Origin of the sequence: Pseudoalteromonas sp. C2R02, assembly GCF_018860845.1 — a bacterium.
Classification (GTDB): Bacteria; Pseudomonadota; Gammaproteobacteria; order Enterobacterales; family Alteromonadaceae; genus Pseudoalteromonas.
This window is the reverse complement of the sequence record NZ_JAHKQC010000052.1, coordinates 47583-66524: the sequence shown is the minus strand read 5'-3', so window position 1 is coordinate 66524 and position 18942 is coordinate 47583. Positions and strand designations below refer to the sequence as shown.

Here is an 18942-nt window from a genome sequence, read left to right as displayed (position 1 = left end):
CATTCCATGAAATTAGCTTCCCTTTACGCTATCTTGCCAAACGACTTGATTCTTACCATTTACTTTTGCTTTAAATAACATATCGTCAGCAATTTTAAACAAGGTATCCTGACAACTTTCAACGATTGGTAAATAACTTACGCCACCTAAACTTACCGTTAAAAATTCATGCTCTGCTGAGGGGTCATGATTAATTTTTAAATTTGCAACCGCTTCTAAACATATATTCATGTTTTTAATTGCGTCACATGCTAATGTATTTGGTAATAAAGCGACAAATTCTTCCCCACCATAGCGTGCTAAAAAATCATTTGAACTTGATAAGTTTTCAGCGATTGCTGTAGCCACTTTTTCCAAGGCACGATCACCTGCTGCATGGCCAAAAAAATCATTATATTTTTTGAAATCATCAATATCGATCACAACTAAAGAAAAAATCTGTCGCTGTTTAATCGCCTTACCCCATAATGAATCAAAAGTTTGATCATATAAACGTCTGTTTGCAACTGAGGTTAATGGGTCTATATTTGCCAGTTTCTCTAATAAATCTCGCTGTTTTGCCATGCGTAAATGTAACCTTACTCTGGCTTTTAATATCTCTACATGAAATGGTTTTTGAATATAATCGCAGGCACCTAACTCCAGTCCTTTTTCTTCTTGTTGGACATCTAATTGACCAGTAACAAAAATAACGGGAATATTACTTGTTGAGGCTTCATTTTTTAATTTTTCAATGACCTCAAAACCAGTTAATTTAGGCATGATCACATCGAGTAAAATCAAATCTGGTAATAATTCTTTAGCCTTGCAAAAACCGGTTTCACCGTCTTTTGCCAAAATGACTTCCACCTCACCTTTAAGTATGCCACTTAATATTTTAAGATTAGTTTTCTCATCATCAATGATCAATACTTTTTGTTTATTATTCATTAAACACCACATCAAGCTGGGTTATTAATTCTAGTGTTGTTTGCGTTGCATTTTCAAATTCAATATCATCAACATACTCAATAATATTAATAATATCTTGCTCATAATCTGTACTTTTACAAAATGCTTTTAAGTTAAATAATTGTGCTTCAACATTAAAGTCTGAAGCGCGTAGTAAAACGACCGTTTTCTCTAATTCTTGCTTTAATTTATCAACTGAAAAAACATCGCTTGTTACAATCGGCTCATCAAAAACATTTGATATTTCTTTTAATAAATCTGATAGTTGATGTTTCACAATAGCTAAATAGTCAGGCTCCCATATGCCTTTTCCTAAAGATGTTTCTAATCTTTCACACGCTTGTGATAGCTCATATGCACCTAAATATGCAGAGTTCGATTTTAATGAATGGACAACTAAGTAAATTTCATTCAATTTTTTACTATTAAATAAATCATCTAAATGTTCAGTACTGCCATGCTGATCTTTAATAAAATCTTTTATTAAACTTAAATATAGCTCAATGCGTCCATTCATATTATTAATGGCTTGATGTAAATCAATTGCGCTTATGAGGTTTAACCTTTTTAAAGTGGCATTTTGACTGTCAGACGTATTTTCAAAATCATCAATACAAGGTGCTTGACTAGCTGAGGACACATCTACTACATCTAAATAATTGGCTAAAGTATTAAATAGATTATCAGGGTCAATCGGTTTGCTGATATGCGATAACATACCCGCTTGTTTACTTCTAACTACATCAGCAGGCATCGCGTGTGCTGTCATTGCTATAACAGGTAAGTCTGCAAGTTTAGGGTTCTTTTTGATTTCCCCCATCGCAGTAAGCCCATCCATTTCAGGCATTTGAATATCCATAAGGACTAAATCATATTCGCATAAAGCCAGCTTTTCTAATGCAATGCGCCCATTTTCAGCGATATCGACCTCAACCTGAGTATCGCTTAAAAACCCTAGCGCAACCTGACGGTTAATCGCATTATCTTCAACTAATAATATATGTGATGAAGAAAAATTTGGAATAAACTCCGATTCGCAATTGCTATCAACATAATCCACTTCATCACTAATCACAACATTGGTGATTGCATCAACGAGCGATGATTGATTTATTGGTTTCTCTATAAACTGTTTAATAATAGTACCATCTAACTGAGTATTAACTTCTTCTTTATCATAAGCCGATACCATTAATATATGTGGTAGTTTACCTTCACTATTTTCATGAATTAATCGTGCTGTTTCAATGCCATCCATTTGTGGCATTCGCCAATCCATAAATACCAAATCGTAGGGTTTATTAAGTTTTATTTTTTCTTCAACTAATTTTATGGCATCTAAACCATTATCAACCTGATCAGCTTGTATTCCTAATTTGGCTAGCAGTTCTATAATTACTGTTCGTGCTAAACTCATATCATCTACAACTAATACTTTTAATTTTGCAACAGCGGTTTTATCAATGGTTTGTATTACTGATTTTTGTTCACACTTTTGAACTTCGACGGTAAAATAAAAAGTTGAGCCATCTCCAAGCTCACTTTGCAAACCTATTTCACCACCCATTAACTCACATAACTGCTTACAAATCGCCAAACCTAAACCTGTACCGCCATATTTTCGAGTGATAGATTCATCAGCTTGTGAAAAGGTCTGAAACATGCGGCTTTGTTGCGCTTGATCCATGCCAATACCTGTATCTATCACAGAGCATAATAATGTTATTTTTGAATCAAACTCATATTTAAGTTCCATTTTGATGCAAACCGCACCTGTTTGCGTGAATTTCACCGCATTATTGACTAAATTCACGATAATTTGCTGAAGCCTTAACGGATCACCTATCATGACAGAAGGGATATTAGGGTCTATATCAGTGATTAACTCTAACCCTTTTGCATGCGCATTTATGGCACTTAGATTGACTGATCGCCTTAACAATTTATGCACTTCAAATGGTTTATTTTCTATGGTTAACTTTCCGGCTTCGATTTTAGAAAAATCTAAAATATCATTAATTAAGCCTAATAATGATTCACCTGAATCCAGTATTTTATCAACATAATCTTTTTGTTTTGTATCTAAAGTTGTTTTTAATGTCAGCCTACTTAATCCTATCACCGCGTTCATCGGAGTTCTTATTTCATGACTCATTTTAGCTAAAAAGTCTGATTTTGCATTGGTCGCTTTTTCTGCTTTTTCAGTGGCTTTTTTTAATTCTTGGGTACGTTGTAATACTTTTTTCTCTAAGTTTTGTGTTAAGTCTACATTGTCAGCATTTGTCATTTTTACTTTTTCAGCTAATGCAAATGCCAGTAATAAGCTATCAAGGGTATTGCCCATTAAACCAAGTAAATAAATATTGAGATTAACCCCAGATAAAAGCCCAAGGTTAATCATATTGCCAACCATATTTGGAATAACCATAGCTAAAAATGCAAATACAAAATATTTAGCGGGACCATAGCCATTTCGCCAACAAATAATGCCCGCAATGAGTCCTATCGTTAAAATTAAGCCTGTTCCCACAGATGCTAACAATAAACCTAAACTCGGATTAAAAAAGGCAAATGGTGTAGACAATAATGAAAAAAGAGCGATACCGTATAGAGTGAATGTGAGCTTAGGATAATTGCCTTTTAAGTTTAAAAAGTCGATTGCAAAATATGCTGTACATAATGCACCAAGTAAAAATGGCGGCATTAACAAACCAGGATAGGTATTTTGCGTTATTAGCTCTAAAACACCAAATACATGAACCCAGCCCCACATATAACAAAATGTAGCAAGTGCATAAAATAAATACATGCGCTCACCACTGCCAATAAAAATAAATAAGTTATATATGCTTAATGCTAAAGCAACCCCTAAACATAATAATAAAATAATATTCTCTAATTCCATTGATGATTTTGCTTGTGCTTCAGGGGAAATAATCAGTTTAATGGGTGCAAAGAAAAAATCGCTTTGGAATAACACAATAACGGTACTCATACTATTAGGGGCAATTAAAACTTTATTACCATAGTGAAAATTTAATTTGTTATTGTGGTTATACCCCGTTGTATCCTTTGTATGTCGTTGATTTTGATAAGCGTGAATTTCGATGTTTTCGACTACAGAACCATAGGGGTAAATAAACCAATCAGTATTTTTGGTATTATTTTCAACTGAAAAAACAGCGATATATCTATCTCCAAAAATATTTGTTGAGTCATGCGTTTTGAGAGAGGTTAACCATAAGGGGATTTGATTTTCTGTAGCGGGTAGCTGACCGCCATCAAATTTATAATAAGAGACCTGTTTACTAATATCTTTGTTTGAAATACCACTTAATGAAAGTGTAGGTAGCAGTCGTTCGTTTGCAAAAGCAGTATTTGCAAAAACATAAAAAAAACATGATATGACCGCTATATAATTAAATAATTTACCCAAAAACTTAAATTCCATAGAAATAGTTGCAAACAGCATCTAATATACAAGCTAAAGCATTTAAAACTCAATATAAACAATTAAAAAGAATAACTAATATCAACACCAAGTTGACGAGATTCACCTTTAAAGTCTTGCAACATGCCTAATAAGCCAACCAAATCAAATTTTAAATTACTATATTCTTCATTAGTTATATTCTTCCCCCATGCAGCTACACTCCAATCATCCATTTCATAGGCGATACGCGCATTAAATAGGGTATAGTCATCCTGAGAAGCATAAGGATTTTGGTTTTGATCAAAATAAAAGTCTGATTGATGATCAAAATTAAGCTGAAAAATCACTTCCCCCTCATTCACAGGCAAAACATAATCAATAAAACCATTCACGTTCCACTTAGAAGTAAAAGGCAGACGATTATCACGAATGGTTTCACCCTTAGCATTCACAAACTGTTCTAGGTTGGCCTCTGGTAAATAACCTATGCCCAGCTGAATGTTAAACTGCGACGTTAATTGCCACTTAAGTTCCGCTTCTGCTCCATATAGGTTGGATTCACCCACGTTATCTAATAACTGAATAGGCGGCGCATTTGGTGAAATAGCAGCTTGATTCATAAAAACTTGCTGATCTTGGTAATCATAATTAAAGGCTGCTAAATAAAGATAAGCATTATCTTCATCCCAATGAATTCTTGATCCAAGCTCAATAGCATCTAATGTTTCAGCGCCATAGTCATTACGCTGAGCCTCTTCTTGAGAAGTGATAATCGCGCCATTATAACCGCCACTTTTATAGCCACGAGAATAGCTCATAAATGCAGTTAAATTTGAATTAAATTTATGATTAATGGATATTTTACCTGATATATTATCATCTTTTACCTTACCCAGTTCATTCCAGCCAGGGACAGTGAACCCCATTTGATCGTCTAGGGATAATGGCACATTAATGGTGCCAACGGCCCGATAATCAATTTTTTCTTCCGTGTATCTCAGTCCTGTTGATAGGGTGGTTTGATCGTTAAAGTCATAATCTATATGGGCAAAAACAGCTGATACTTGGGTATTAATTTCATTATCGTAAAAGAAGGTAGCAGCATTGCTAAAAAGTGTTTCAACAGCGCGCCAACCCCTAAATAAATCTAAAAAATTATCTTGCGTTAGTGACTCATCTAAATAAAAGCCGCCAGCAATAATATATGCTTTATCTAATTCTAAGTGATAACGTAATTCCTGAGAATAAACATCCGTATAAACATTTTGACCTCCTTCTGCTAATGATGCTGGACTACCATCACTATTAAAAAAATGAATACGGTCAAGTGTATTAAAACTACTGATACTCACCACATAGCTATTATCAGTTAATTGATAATTCAGATTAACATCTGCACCCCAGCTATCTGTTTTATGCGGGCTATTATTATTAATATCATTATTAACTGATACATCATAAAAGTCATTTGAGCCATCGTTAAAACCAAATGAATCGGTACATTGAGATGAGCCTGCTTCACTTGGCGTACAGAGTGTAGGGGTAGGGCCCAATTGTTTATACACGCCGATATTGCCAACAGGTTGCACTGCGCCATCCCATTTTTCGACATGTATTTTGCCAAAGACTTCTAGTTTGTCAAAATTGGCTAAAACAGACAATCTGCCATGAGTTTGCTGCATTTTAGCCTCTGGTGCGCCCTCATATAAATTAGTGATTGAGTAGTCATATTCTTGATGATTAACCGCTAGACGCGTATATACATTTTCGCTAATGGGTAAATTAACCGCGCCTTCAAATTTAATATGGTCTCTTTGGGCTAAGCCTAACGACATGTAACCCGAAAAGTCACTTTCAGGTCGTTTAGTATTAATTAATACAGCGCCACCGGTTGTATTACGGCCAAATAAAGTCCCTTGAGGGCCTTTTAGAATTTCAATAGACTCAATATCATATAAATTCACTAATTGAGAATTTGCTGAACCACCTGCAACGTTATCGACATAAACCCCCACAGGTGATGTGGTTGACGTATTGTAATCCATGCTACCTACCCCACGGATATTAATGGCAGGTGGTGTCCCTTCGGCTGCATTTTGGGTGATTTTAAAATTAGCAACTTGGCCAGATAAAGCAGTGGTATCTTTTATATTTTGATCTGAAAGAGATTTACCATCGAGGATTGTAATTGAAATAGCAACATCATTAATATTTTGCGGGCGTTTTTGTGCCTTTACCTCGATAATTTCCATATCTTTATCGCGATCATCAGCAAAAGCTTGTGGAAATAAAAAGGAAGAAGAAAAAATAATAAGAGAAGTTTTTTTCACGGGATCCCTCGCCTAAATAAAAATGACTGGACTATACCCTTTTCCTATTAATATACAAGTTTGAGGATATTACAATCATATGCTTATTTCATCTTAAATCTCTAAGATGCCTATATAACTAATGTGTAAGGCTTTAAAAGCCTTACACAATAAATATAGACTTAAAAGTCTTTTTCGCCAGAAATATGTTCAGGATAACCACAAATAGATCTTGATGTTTGCATACCTGCCATCGTAGCAGCCTCCACACATCCGGCATTTAATCCTGTTTGGATCCAATCACCTGTTATATAAAAGTTATTAAAGCCTGTTTTATCTGTTGCTAATCGATATTGACTACTATCAACAACTGACATCACATAACGCTCAGATGGATCGATATTCGCGCGCCAGAATTGGCTATTAAATCTATTTTCACCCACTTGATTATCAGGGTCGATCAAAATTGACCAATCAAACTCGCCAGGTTGGGCCACGTCAGTCCAAAGGTTATAAATTGAGTTTTTTAAATTACCAATTGCATTATTTTTAACTTCCAACTTACATTGAACAGCAAACTCATGTTCCGTTTTTGGAGGGAAATTATTCACTGGCATCACACTGCAAAAATAAGCAACATTTTTAGGTTCAAGTGAAGTCGGCCAAGTTTCTTTATCAAGTAACTGATCCATTGAAGCCCAAGTATCAAAGGGTTCAACAAAACCACTCAAAACTGGTTCTTCACCATTATCAGGGGTATATTGCCAACCTAATTCATCTAATGTTTTATCATTCCATACCTGATAGGCCTGAGTAACCACAGTTTTCACTTTATCACTCATGGTTTTTAAACCGGGGCTTTTATCTAATAAGTCAGCGCAAATAAATGGTAAAGAACCTACCGAGATACCAAAAATAATCTTATCAAAATCAATGCCATTTTTAAGTGTTTTTTGTGGTAAGTCTTGGCCAAAATGTGTTTTATAAACTTGAGGCCAATTAGTCCAAAAAGATTCTAAATTAATATTGTTTTGTTGTAGTAAATCAGCTTGTTCATCATTAATTTGATTGTAGTTAGGTCTATCTGGCCAACATGCTAATTCTAATTCATAACCTTTAACTGGCACGTTAACTAAAGGGTTATAATCAGTAACGCCCTCTTTTAAAGCAACTTGTTGGGTGATCTGTATGGTATCAACAGTATTACCTTGAGCTGTAATGCTTTCTACTTTATTAAAGTATTCAAATTTAACGCCTCTATCTTGCAGCGCCTGATAAAATGGTGTGAAAATGGTATCACCCATACCTGCTTGCATTTTCCACATAATGGCACCTTTATAATTGAGTGCAATGCGCATCATGCAGCGTATTATAGTGCCCGCTTCAATGTTAGGTTTATCATAATTACCATCTTCATATGCAAAAACTAAATCGTAAAAACCTCTTACAGGTGCTGAATTTACGGTATATTTTTCATTAGCGCCGTGTTCACGTAACCATTGTTTGTAATCCGAATTATTGATGACATTAAAACCATGTTTAAAAACATCGTCTTCAATCATGCCAATCAATATTGTTAACCCTAAATCAGCAGATATAAATAAACGTCTGATTTTATCGTTTTCATCTAAAAGTTCATAAAACTCTGATATGATCCAACGTCTTAACCTTTTTAGTAAAAATTTAATTGCGTTATGATCGTCTGAATTTCTATCTTGTAATTTTGTTGGTAACTGTTTTAAAAAAGTTTCTAAATGTTCAAGTGAATCTTTTACATCATCCACAAGCTCTTGGCTTTCTACCGATATAAAATTAGCCATTCTTTCAAGCCAAGACTCATCATCATCGTCATCTTTTTCTGATAATTTATGCTCTGCTGCTTCATTGCGTAACTCAGATACAAAATGTTTGATCCACATATAAGCAGTGCGAAATAAATCCCAGATATCCAGTTCATCATCAATTTGACCAGGCACTAAATCATTCGTGGGGAACTCTATTGGCCAAGTTTGCCATTTATCTTCGATGTATTCTTGCAACACAATTGAGCTATGCTGTTTAAACGCATCTTGCCAAGTTTGCAGAGGGGCACCATTTGGGCGATTTAATGCGCCATAGGCCTTTTGAATTGTGCTAAATGCATTATCGTAAAAACCAAACCATATATGTAAGCCATGCTCTTCAATTCTTTGCGCATAATCAACATTTCGACCACTTGCGCCCTTACCACCTATACGCCATCCCATTTGATAAACAGTAATATCGTATTTATCTTGCCAATTTTCTTTCTGAGTTAAATAAAATGCAGCTGTCATGGCCGATACACCACCGCCTAAAATCGCTATTTTTTCTTGTGTCATTTTATAATCCTTTACTTTAAAGGCTCATCGCCGCTTCTTGGTTAAAATCGAATAGAATATTAAAAGGTAATAAAGGCCTTTGGCTTCCCACCTCTATACCAAACATGTCCGATAGTGGAAACATATCTACTTGATTTAACGTAAATTCAAATTCATGGAAATAAAGTTTTCCAGTATGAAACTTTTTAATGACAGAAGGGGAGTGCAATACATCTTGATACACTGCATTTGTTGCAGAGCCATCAGGCAGTTGTTTAAATAATAGCTGATCAATTTGCGGATTAATAAATCCACTTAATAGTTGTTTATAGACTGAAAAATCCAAATCAAAAAAATCAATTTCATTTTCTAATAAAGACATACCTTCTTCAATTAAATCAACAAAATTTTCAATGGGGCTTTCGGTATCTTGTGCCACCATTTTTACATTAAATAACTCGCAAGGAGACATTTTGGTATCTGGTGAAAATGTTTTAAAGGCATCCACCGTCATTGAAAAAAAGTCTGGACTACCACCAATATCTGGCATTTTATAATCACACAAGTATTTATTAAATCCCCATGTTTCACGCCCATTTATGAGTGCATAAACATTATTGACACAAATAAAAGCGGGATACCAATAAATATGATTTACTTTATCGCCCTGCATTTTTGCAACAGGCAACCAGATTATGACATCTGTTTCTTGAAAATAACCTTGGCTCGCCCAAGGTTCAGTGGTGGGTTTAATATTTTCAATATCAGTGAAAGTTAACATGCAATATTGACTGATTGCTTTAAAAGTATAACCAGGTACTAAACCTACAGTTTCATCTAAGTAGGTTTGAATTTTATTTAAATCACCCTTAATAAAAAAGCCATACATATTGGCATTTATCATTCTACAAGGAGGTTGAGCTATTACTGAACCCGGAAATTGGGCATATGGCGGTTGTTCTGTTGACATGATACTTATCCTTTGTACTAAAAATTAATGAGGCTAACTCTTAAGTTCATTTGTATATTCATGTTTTTGGTAGTCACAATTCATACTCGCAGAATGTCACTATTTCGTAAAGCTGAAAAAGGGGTCGGAGTGAATTAAATTTTTAATTAACAAATATCTCTATATTTCACTAACTAATTTAAAATTATTCACTTTATCCTTTAATGCATTTCACTTAATCTTCCAGTCATATTTTGATGAAAAATAAACTTGGGAATGAGTATGTTTGATGTAAATGAATATTTTGAAGGCAAAGTTAAATCTATTGCTTTTAAGGGCGATAAGCTAAATTCGACAGTAGGCGTGATGGCAGCAGGGGATTATGCTTTGGTACTTCTCAAAAAGAAGTAATGACAATAGTCAGCGGCCAATTAATTGTAACCTTACCAGGTGAAGTCGAGCAGAGTATTTTTAAAACCGGCGAGTCATTTATTATTTTAGCAAATCAAGAATTCAAGGTAACAGTGAAAAACGATACAGCGTATTTATGCACATACGAATAACTTAGGACATTAAAAATTTGCTGTTGGAACTATTCAACAGCCTGTCTTTTTAGCATAATAGACATTTCTAACCTAATTTCTTGTAGGTAAGGATCATCATAACCTAAAGTAGAAAACTCATCCAAACATGCTTGGTACTGTGTTATTTTTTCTGACGAAGACTTTGACTGCCCTAAAAATACATCTTGCTGATTAAATTCCATCGCTCTCTTCCTTGAAAACCAAATTAATTAACTAGATTTTAGAATAGACCATAGATTTTAAAAGTACCTATTTTATCGCAATAAAAATGTAACAATGCATTTTTCAATAAAAAATTCAATTAATTTAAGTGCATAAGAATTTTCGATGAGAATATTTATATCATTAACAGGCATCTAGCTAAGGTGAATTTGAGATATATCTTACAAATATATAGGGGGATTTAACATGTAATTTAGCGTAGCTTGAGGCCAGAATCATTAAATTACTGCAAAAATAGTTATACCAATTCTATTAAGTAAGTAATCAAATATAAATTAGGATAAATTTTCAAGAGCAAGGCACTTGATTGAGCAATAGCAGGCTACTGAGATTGAAAGCAACGCAGCTATTATATATTTAGACCATTTAGATTGAACACATATTTATTGCAATTGGTATTAATTAACTCCGACCCCTTTTTAGTGTTTATTCTGCTTTTGGGTCGCCTTTAATGAAATACAGATCACTAAAGCCCATTTTAATGAATTCTGCATCGCGGTAATTTCTCACTGCTGAAGAGCCTTTTGAGGTCATTTCAATTGCTTGCACCATTTTCAAATAATGTGTTAAATCTATGCCTTCTTCAGCAGCAACGGCTTCATGCATATTATGAAATTTGTCATATGCAAAACTGATTTCTTTTGCGACATTCTTATATTTGTAGGTGATCTTACTGGCCATTTATGGGTTCCTATAACAACAAACTGAACAACATCAGTCCTAATATGACTATTTTAAGCCTTTATCTGTCTATATTCAGCTTTTATTTACGATTGTTTTATTTAAAACGTGAAAAGTCTCTAATTTCTACACTAATATTATCAAGTACTATTGCGTCGATTTAAATACGCCAAACTTTACACCTAAATAATTAATTATCATGCCAATTAATACTCCTAATACAAACGAGATCTCTGTTTGTATTCCCCATAAAATCAAACTATTAAAAATAAATAAGTTTACCGCTCCCGCGGTCAAGGCAACCAAAATGTATTTGAGAACTTGTATAGATGTTTTTTCTTTATTAGCATTCTTAAAAGTGATTAAGCTATTACCAAGCCAAGTCACCAATACTGCAATAGTAAAAGCCATTGATCTGGCATCAAATACAACAAAATCAAACACATTCAATAATATATAAAAACTACTTGTATCAGCAATAAAACCCATTATTCCTACAGCTGCAAAACGCAAAAACTCAAACATACTGAACCTCTATCTTGTTAGAAATAAGTATGCTCTAACTGGTGTCTATAAAATGTCACTTTTATTGATGACATTTTATAGACCTTACCTTGTGTATCTTAGCCATATTGAATTAATACATGAGAATGACAATGCAATTAATTAGTGCACCTAAACAGTTATTTCAAAAAAGAAGCCTTATAAAAAACATCACTTTAAGTATTTTAGTGCCTATTTATAATGAATCTGAAATGCTGACAACTTTTCATCATGAAGTATGTAAAGTCGCCGCAAGTCTGCCAGATGAGAATATTGAGCTACTGTATGTAAATGATGGCAGCACCGATGATAGTTGGTCACTTCTAGAGTCTTTGAAATCTGATATAGTTAATATAGAACGCATAAATTTGAGCCGAAATTTTGGCAAAGAAGCCGCTATGACAGCAGGGCTTGATTTGGTAAAGGGTGAATCAGTTATTTTACTTGATGCCGATTTGCAAGACCCACCATCTCTTATACCTCAAATGTTAGCTAAATGGCGTGAAGGTTTTGATGTCGTTAATATGAAACGTACAGAGCGTTTAGGCGAGTCTCGTTTTAAAACAGCATCAGCACATATTTATTATCGTTTACTTGCAGCCCTTTCAGATGTGCCCATTGAAAAAGATGTGGGTGATTTTAGATTGCTAAGCCGCCGTGTTATAGATCATATAAAAAAATTGCCTGAACGTAATCGCTATATGAAAGGCATTATGGCTTGGCCTGGTTTTAAACAAACTAACCTTGAATTTGAACGCCCAGAACGTGTTGCTGGTGAAACCAAATGGTCATTTCTTCAATTAGTGAAGCTGGGTTTATCTGGCATTACATCATTTAGCGTTAAACCACTCAAAATAGCCACTTGGTTAGGTGCTAGCATCTCAATGGGTGCGTTTTTATATAGTGTATTTGTTATGTTTAAAACTTTAATTTTAGGTGACCCCGTTGCTGGCTACCCATCAATGATGATAGTGCAGTTATGGTTAGGCGGAGTACAACTTATTGCGATTGGCGTATTAGGCGAATATGTTGGGCGCATTTTTGTAGAGTCAAAAGGACGACCAGTTTATTTAGTAATGGATAGCCATAGCACTAAAGCAAAACATCAGGAGGCAGATCATGGTTAAGTCCTTAAGCATATTTGCTAAATCTGCCATCGCCTTAATTATAGCCTTTATTGCCTTTAGACTCGCATCCCTAGGAGCATACCCCTTATACGATACAACAGAAGCCAGATATGGAGAAATTGCCCGTATCATGCTTGAAACGCGAGATTGGATCACCCCACAATTTGACTACAATATCCCTTTTTGGGGCAAACCTCCACTTTATGCATGGTTAAGCGTGATCAGTTTTACGGTATTTGGCGTATCAGAATTTAGCGCGCGACTCCCACATTTTTTATGTGGTTTACTTACCTTAGCTTTAGTTTTTCAACTTACTAATAAAGCGTTAGGTAAAGAAAAAGCCATAGCGGCGTGTTTAGTGCTAATAAGTAGTATAGGTTTTGTAATTGCGACTGGTATGGTTATGACAGATGCAGTATTAACGCTTTCTATCACCTTAGCTATGAGTAGCTATTGGCAAGCATTTAAATATGGTGAAAAAGCATTTTACGGTAACTTATTTTTCATTGCTTTAGCCATAGGTATGTTAGCAAAAGGCCCTGTGGCAGTGGTTATTGTTGGTATACCTTTAGTGATCTGGATTATCTGGCAGAAGTGTTTTATACAAGCCTTAAAAGCACTGCCTTGGCTTAGTGGGATCACTTTATTTTTAGCTTTTTCTTTACCTTGGTATATTTTGGCCGAAATGAAAACACCAGGATTTTTAGAGTATTTTTTATGGGGAGAGCATATACAACGATTTTTAGTATCAGGATGGCAAGGTGATTTATACGGTAGTGCACACAAAGAAGCTAAAGGCACCATATGGCTATTTTGGCTAGCCATGGCTTTTCCTTGGTCATTTATTTTGACTCATAAAGCTTATCAATACCTATTCTCAAAAAAAGAAAATACAACAGGAAAAACTAATATTAATAGTTATTTATTAATTTGGATGATTTCACCTATGTTGCTTTTCACGTTAGCCGGAAATATATTAGCAGCCTATGTGCTCCCAGGCTTTGCTGCTATGGCAATTTTATGTGCTAATAATATTAAGCTTGGTAAAAAAATGTTAGTTTCAGCTTGGCTTTCTTTAGTCATAGTTGCGATTGCTTTATTCGCTGTTTCAAATAGTTACACAAGTAAAACAGCAGAATCAGCGCTATTAGGTGACAACCTAACTCGATACCAAAATTCAGCATTATATTATTGGCAAAAAAGGCCTTTTTCAGCGCAATTTTATTCAAAAGGTCAAGCACAATTACTCAATGATAAAACTAAATTACAAGATATGCTTAAAATCGAAAAAAAGTTCTACTTAGCAATAAAACATCAAGATTTTGCTGAACTAAAACCACAATTAGAGACTCTATGTGATATAACGCAACAAACAAAGAAACGCCTGCTTTTAAGGTGTTTAGCAAAGTAGAGGTTTTAAGTGAAAATATTATTAGTAGAGGATAGTAAAGCAGTTGCAGAAGTCGTTTATGACTACTTTGAAGGTGCACAATTTGAAGGCGTTGAATATGTTCTTGATTATGCACCGACGGGCAGTTTAGGCTTTCAACTCGCGCAAGAAAACCGCTACGATTGTATTATTTTAGATATTATGCTGCCAGGGATGGATGGCATAAGCGTCTGTAAGGAGTTAAGGGCATTAGGTAATGATACACCAATCATAATGCTCACAGCCCGAGATACAAACCAAGATATGCTCACAGGGTTAAAAACAGGCGCTGATGACTATGTGGTTAAACCTTTTGACTTAGAGCTGTTAGAAGCTCGAATTGAAGCTATTATTCGCCGTACAAAAGGCTCAGGGTTTAAAACATCTTTAACAGTTGGCGATTTAACAATGGATTTATCTTCGCATCAAGTAATACGTTCAGGTCAAAATATAAAGTTAAACCCAAGTAATTTTAAGGTTTTAAAATTACTGATGGAAAAACATCCAGTTGTTGCGACCAGAGAAGAAATTGAACACTTGCTATGGCCTGATGAGCAACCAGACCAAGATATCCTTAGAAAACATATTTACCAGCTTCGTAGTAAATTAGATAAACCCTTTGAGAATGAAATATTAAAAACAGTGCCTAAAACAGGTTATAAACTAGAGGAATAACAATGCCATATTTACCTATAAGTAAAAAAATCTCTCGAGTATATTTGCTCGGTGCTGCCACTTTACTTATATGTTACGCACTAATGTTCAAAGCTACTATTTTAGTGACTGAAAATAAAAATAGTATGCATAGATTAGTGATCACGGCACCTCATCATTTCAATCATTATGAACAAGGCAAAACTGGTACTATAGTAATAGATCCGCTTTTAACTATTTATGACAACTTTGAGCATTTACCACTTCAGATACAAAGAAGAATTACAACTAATTGGACTGGAATACAAAGTTATCATTTTGAAGATGAAAGTGAATTTGCTGTATTTGGCAAACAAATAAGCAGTCCCAAAGGAAAAATAAATGTATTTGCAGTTGAAAATATTGATGCTATTGAGTGGAGTGATGGCATGTTTATTTTACTCGAAGGGGCGGTATTTATAACGGGTTTAATTTTATTTATTATTTCAGCGGGTTTTATTAATAAACTTGCTAGACGCATAAGCTCACCTTTTGTGCAATTAGCGACGCAATTACAACAAGAGTGCATAACTGATTTTTCTGAGCTAAAAGTAACTGGCACTTCCTCAAAAGAATTAGAGCAGATCCGAAATGCTATTAATGAATATCGTATTAAAATAAGTCAATCAATAGCCAGAGAGCAAGCATTTACACGTTATGTCAGTCACGAATTACGTACTCCAATGACCGTAATTAAAGGCACATTAAGTATTCTAAAACGTCAAAAACTGCCTGCAGTAGAAAAGCAATCATCAAGAATTAAAACAGCGGTTGATGAAATGGAGCAACTGACAAATACATTTTTATTATTAGCGAGAAACGATGAATTAGCGGCCGAAGCATTTTTAATAGATGAAGATTATATTATTAATCAAGTGGCTGAACTTAACCACTTATTAGAAGCAAATCAAACGCAGTTTTCATTACAATTGCAACATAATGTTAAAATCCAGGCACATTCAACATTATTTAACGCGGTACTTAAAAATTTACTGATCAACGCTATTAATTGTACTTATCAAGGCACTGTAAGCCTATTTATAGATACAAACCAACTTAATGTGATTGATACGGGGATAGGGCTAGATAATAAACCTAGAGGATACGAAGGTTTTGGCATAGGTTTAACCATAGTTAAGGATATTTGCAATAAGTATGGATGGCAGTTTTCGTTAGAAAATAATGAAACACAAGGCTGTATAGCCAGTGTAAAATTCAATTAAAAGAGCAATCTAAAGAGGTATTAAACTTGTCTAAACATCATATAAAATAAATTTATGTTTTAATATTACTTTAAATAACGCCGACAACATTGATAAAGCGCTTCCATATTGATTGGCTTGCCCAAATGTTGTGTAAAACCATTTTGCATATAGTGCATTATTTCATTTTTCATTACATTGGCAGTTAACGCAATGATAGGAGTCTTTGGATATTGAGATTTAATGATTTTACATGCGTCTACTCCATCCATTATTGGCATTTGAATATCCATAAATACCATGCTGTAACGCGTTTTTTCCATCTCTTTTACAGCTTCTAACCCGTTGCTAACAATCACTATCTTAGCTTGAGTTTTATCCATCATTTTTTTAAATATCACTTTATTAATTTCATTATCTTCAGCTAATAAAATACAGTGCTCTTTTAATAAAGGCGTCTCGATTAATAAGTTATCATTATGCGCTTTGGATAGTTTTATTTTTTTTAAAGGTAAAGTAATTGTAAAAACAGTGCCTTTATCGATTTCGCTATCGACTTCAATTTCGCCATCCATTAACTCCACTAAACTATTAGAAATAGCCATCCCCAACCCCGTACCACCATATTTTCGGGTAGTAGAATTATCAGCTTGTTCAAATCGTTCAAATAAACATAAAATGGCATCTTCAGACATGCCTATTCCAGTATCTTTAATATTGAAAACAAGCTTATTTTGTTCATTAGTATCTACAGTAATAATCACTTCACCATGCTCTGTAAACTTCACTGCATTAGCGCTTATGTTTAATAAAACCTGTTTTACCCTAATATCATCGCCAAACCAACCATTGTGATAATTGGCACCTTTTATTAATTTGAACACGATGGTTTTATTGACAGCTTCTATTTTTAAGGATGCATAAACAGAGTCGATTAGATGATCTAAATTAAATTCAACGGGCTCTAATGCTAATTTCCCGGCTTCTATCTTTGAAAAATCTAAAATATCATTAATGATCGTAAGCAAAGTCTTTGAAGAAAACATTGCTTTGTTAAGTAAGTCACTTGCGGCTTCTGATTGTGGCATTTCTTGTAATAACTGAATAGTCCCTAAGACGCCATTCATTGGAGTTCTGATCTCATGACTCATATTGGCTAAAAACAAAGATTTATGTTTATTTGCTTCTTCTGCCAGCTCTTTTGCTTGCTCAACCTCTTTTTTTTGCTTTTCTAAAACTTCATTATGACATTTTAACTTTTGATTACTTTTTTCTAATCTTGCGGTCTGTCGCAATACTATTTTTTGTAAATGCCGGTTAAATCGAGTTTGAAATATGGAATAACAAACAAAAAGCAGCATAATTAACAATAATACATACAAAATACGAGCATCTAATTCATATGGAGGTTTTTCATAATCACTCAAAAATAAACCAGTTACATTACTGTCAAGTGGCGCCATTTTTAAATTCCGATATATTTGTGCTATTCGTTGAAACCTTTGCGGGAATATATGACCAATAGGAGATAGTTTTGGCTTAATTAGACTCTGAGTCACTTTTGCTTCTTTAATCATTTCATCTATTGAAGATTTAGAATTATATTGATTAGCTATAAGGTCTATTATTTCTTGTTGATTATCTAACGCATACAACCAGCCTTTATGAGTCGCTTCTACAAACCTCTTAATGCCATCTAAATCGGTTTTAGCTCTCTCTTCAGTCGTAAAAATTAAATCACCATAAAAATCAATACCATAACTTGCTGGATCAATAATATTTGTAGATATTGATTTTTTTTGATATCTAAAAGGTTGATCTGACCGATATGCAGACATTATTTGTGCTGTACCATCAGTCAAAGCCCAATCATCAAAGTTATGTTTAATGAACTCATAATCATTATGATAAATATCAAACATTTGTAATAAAGCTTGTAAAGAGGCATCATCAAAATTACGTTGAAACATAATTTTCTTCCCCTTTAGCTCATAAGGGCTTGTAATATTTGAATCACTTAAAGATAAAAAGACTAAAGGACTCGTTTGGAAAATAGTACTAGCAATTACTACTGGCATACCGTTTAATCGCTGCATCACAATAGAAGAATCTGCTATGCCAAAATCTGCATCACCTGCTAGCACATCATTTATCACACTGGACTTAATATTTCTCTCTTGAATTTCAACATCAAACCCTGCTTCGTCATAAAAACCTTTATCTTTAGCAGCATAAAAACCTGCAAACTGAAATTGATGAAACCACTTTAGTTTCAGTACAATTTTTTCATTTGCAATGAGTGAAGTTGAAAATAGTAGAATTAAAATATACAAAAGCTTTTTCATAAAAAATATAAATTATGAATTCATTTATAATAGCTTAGTTTAATATCAATATTACGCATGATATATAAATAGCTAATGCTAATTAATTGATATTGTTTTATATATTTCATGTCATTTGTTAAGACTACGAATCAA

13 protein-coding genes and 1 pseudogene are annotated in these 18942 nt (G+C 34.1%); 5 read left to right on the top strand and 9 right to left on the bottom strand.

Annotation, left to right across the window (positions count from 1 at the left end; all coding sequences use genetic code 11):
* Positions 1–12: 12 nt before the first annotated feature.
* The 5 genes from KO527_RS24330 to KO527_RS24310 all read right to left on the bottom strand — a co-directional run bounded on the left by KO527_RS24330 (position 13) and on the right by KO527_RS24310 (position 10002).
* Positions 13–930 (bottom strand): diguanylate cyclase, encoded by a 918-nt coding sequence (locus KO527_RS24330; protein ID WP_216042833.1) that lies wholly within the window; start codon positions 928–930, stop codon positions 13–15.
* The gene (locus tag KO527_RS24325; RefSeq protein ID WP_216042832.1) at positions 923–4387 is read right to left on the bottom strand and encodes a response regulator; all 3465 of its coding nucleotides are present in this window, start codon (positions 4385–4387) and stop codon (positions 923–925) included. The genes KO527_RS24330 and KO527_RS24325 overlap by 8 nt, the downstream gene beginning before the upstream one ends.
* A 77-nt stretch (positions 4388–4464) precedes the next feature.
* A complete protein-coding gene (locus KO527_RS24320; protein WP_216042831.1) occupies positions 4465–6714 on the bottom strand; it encodes a TonB-dependent receptor in 2250 nt (749 codons plus the stop codon).
* Positions 6715–6875: 161 nt separating this feature from the next.
* Entirely contained in the window at positions 6876–9053 is a 2178-nt protein-coding gene (locus tag KO527_RS24315) for an NAD(P)-binding protein (protein ID WP_216042830.1), read from the bottom strand.
* A gap of 16 nt (positions 9054–9069) precedes the next feature.
* On the bottom strand, positions 9070–10002 hold the full coding sequence (locus KO527_RS24310; protein WP_042146191.1) for an acetoacetate decarboxylase family protein: 933 nt from the start codon (positions 10000–10002) through the stop codon (positions 9070–9072).
* Positions 10003–10263: 261 nt separating this feature from the next.
* Here KO527_RS24310 and KO527_RS24305 point away from each other — a divergent pair.
* Positions 10264–10544 (top strand): annotated as a pseudogene (locus KO527_RS24305) (pyrimidine/purine nucleoside phosphorylase).
* A gap of 29 nt (positions 10545–10573) precedes the next feature.
* On the opposite strand, the gene KO527_RS24300 reads toward KO527_RS24305, so the two are convergent.
* The 3 genes from KO527_RS24300 to KO527_RS24290 all read right to left on the bottom strand — a co-directional run bounded on the left by KO527_RS24300 (position 10574) and on the right by KO527_RS24290 (position 11993).
* Positions 10574–10747, bottom strand: coding sequence for a hypothetical protein (locus KO527_RS24300; RefSeq protein ID WP_216042829.1), 174 nt, complete (start codon positions 10745–10747; stop codon positions 10574–10576).
* Positions 10748–11213: 466 nt separating this feature from the next.
* Positions 11214–11468: a DUF2960 domain-containing protein gene (locus tag KO527_RS24295; RefSeq protein ID WP_216042828.1), complete on the bottom strand. Its 255-nt coding sequence runs from the start codon at positions 11466–11468 to the stop codon at positions 11214–11216.
* Positions 11469–11615: 147 nt separating this feature from the next.
* Positions 11616–11993 (bottom strand): GtrA family protein, encoded by a 378-nt coding sequence (locus tag KO527_RS24290; RefSeq protein WP_216042827.1) that lies wholly within the window; start codon positions 11991–11993, stop codon positions 11616–11618.
* A gap of 131 nt (positions 11994–12124) precedes the next feature.
* On the opposite strand from KO527_RS24290, the gene KO527_RS24285 reads away from it, so the two are divergent.
* Genes KO527_RS24285 through KO527_RS24270 form a run of 4 tightly spaced genes read left to right on the top strand, consistent with a single transcriptional unit; the run spans position 12125 to position 16483 of the window.
* Entirely contained in the window at positions 12125–13138 is a 1014-nt protein-coding gene (locus KO527_RS24285; RefSeq protein WP_216042826.1) for a glycosyltransferase family 2 protein, read from the top strand.
* Positions 13131–14549 carry a glycosyltransferase family 39 protein gene (locus KO527_RS24280; protein WP_216042825.1) on the top strand — a complete coding sequence of 473 codons (1419 nt, stop codon included), beginning with the start codon at positions 13131–13133 and terminating at the stop codon, positions 14547–14549. Before KO527_RS24285 ends, KO527_RS24280 begins: the two co-directional genes overlap by 8 nt.
* Before the next feature lie 9 nt (positions 14550–14558).
* Positions 14559–15242 carry a response regulator transcription factor gene (locus KO527_RS24275; RefSeq protein WP_216042824.1) on the top strand — a complete coding sequence of 228 codons (684 nt, stop codon included), beginning with the start codon at positions 14559–14561 and terminating at the stop codon, positions 15240–15242.
* A 2-nt stretch (positions 15243–15244) separates the two neighbouring features.
* A complete protein-coding gene (locus KO527_RS24270; RefSeq protein ID WP_216042823.1) occupies positions 15245–16483 on the top strand; it encodes a HAMP domain-containing sensor histidine kinase in 1239 nt (412 codons plus the stop codon).
* A gap of 65 nt (positions 16484–16548) precedes the next feature.
* On the opposite strand, the gene KO527_RS24265 is transcribed toward KO527_RS24270, so the two are convergent.
* On the bottom strand, positions 16549–18795 hold the full coding sequence (locus KO527_RS24265) for an ABC transporter substrate-binding protein (RefSeq protein ID WP_216042822.1): 2247 nt from the start codon (positions 18793–18795) through the stop codon (positions 16549–16551).
* Positions 18796–18942 lie beyond the last annotated feature (147 nt).

What these genes read in the sequence shown, in the direction of transcription:
- KO527_RS24330 (WP_216042833.1), bottom strand. Translation starts at nt 930, where the DNA reads ATGAATAATAAACAAAAAGTATTGATCATTGATGATGAGAAAACTAAT.
- KO527_RS24315 (WP_216042830.1), bottom strand. Translation starts at nt 9,053, where the DNA reads ATGACACAAGAAAAAATAGCGATTTTAGGCGGTGGTGTATCGGCCATG.
- KO527_RS24310 (WP_042146191.1), bottom strand. Translation starts at nt 10,002, where the DNA reads ATGTCAACAGAACAACCGCCATATGCCCAATTTCCGGGTTCAGTAATA.
- KO527_RS24300 (WP_216042829.1), bottom strand. Translation starts at nt 10,747, where the DNA reads ATGGAATTTAATCAGCAAGATGTATTTTTAGGGCAGTCAAAGTCTTCG.
- KO527_RS24295 (WP_216042828.1), bottom strand. Translation starts at nt 11,468, where the DNA reads ATGGCCAGTAAGATCACCTACAAATATAAGAATGTCGCAAAAGAAATC.
- KO527_RS24290 (WP_216042827.1), bottom strand. Translation starts at nt 11,993, where the DNA reads ATGTTTGAGTTTTTGCGTTTTGCAGCTGTAGGAATAATGGGTTTTATT.
- KO527_RS24285 (WP_216042826.1), top strand. Translation starts at nt 12,125, where the DNA reads ATGCAATTAATTAGTGCACCTAAACAGTTATTTCAAAAAAGAAGCCTT.
- KO527_RS24280 (WP_216042825.1), top strand. Translation starts at nt 13,131, where the DNA reads ATGGTTAAGTCCTTAAGCATATTTGCTAAATCTGCCATCGCCTTAATT.
- KO527_RS24270 (WP_216042823.1), top strand. Translation starts at nt 15,245, where the DNA reads ATGCCATATTTACCTATAAGTAAAAAAATCTCTCGAGTATATTTGCTC.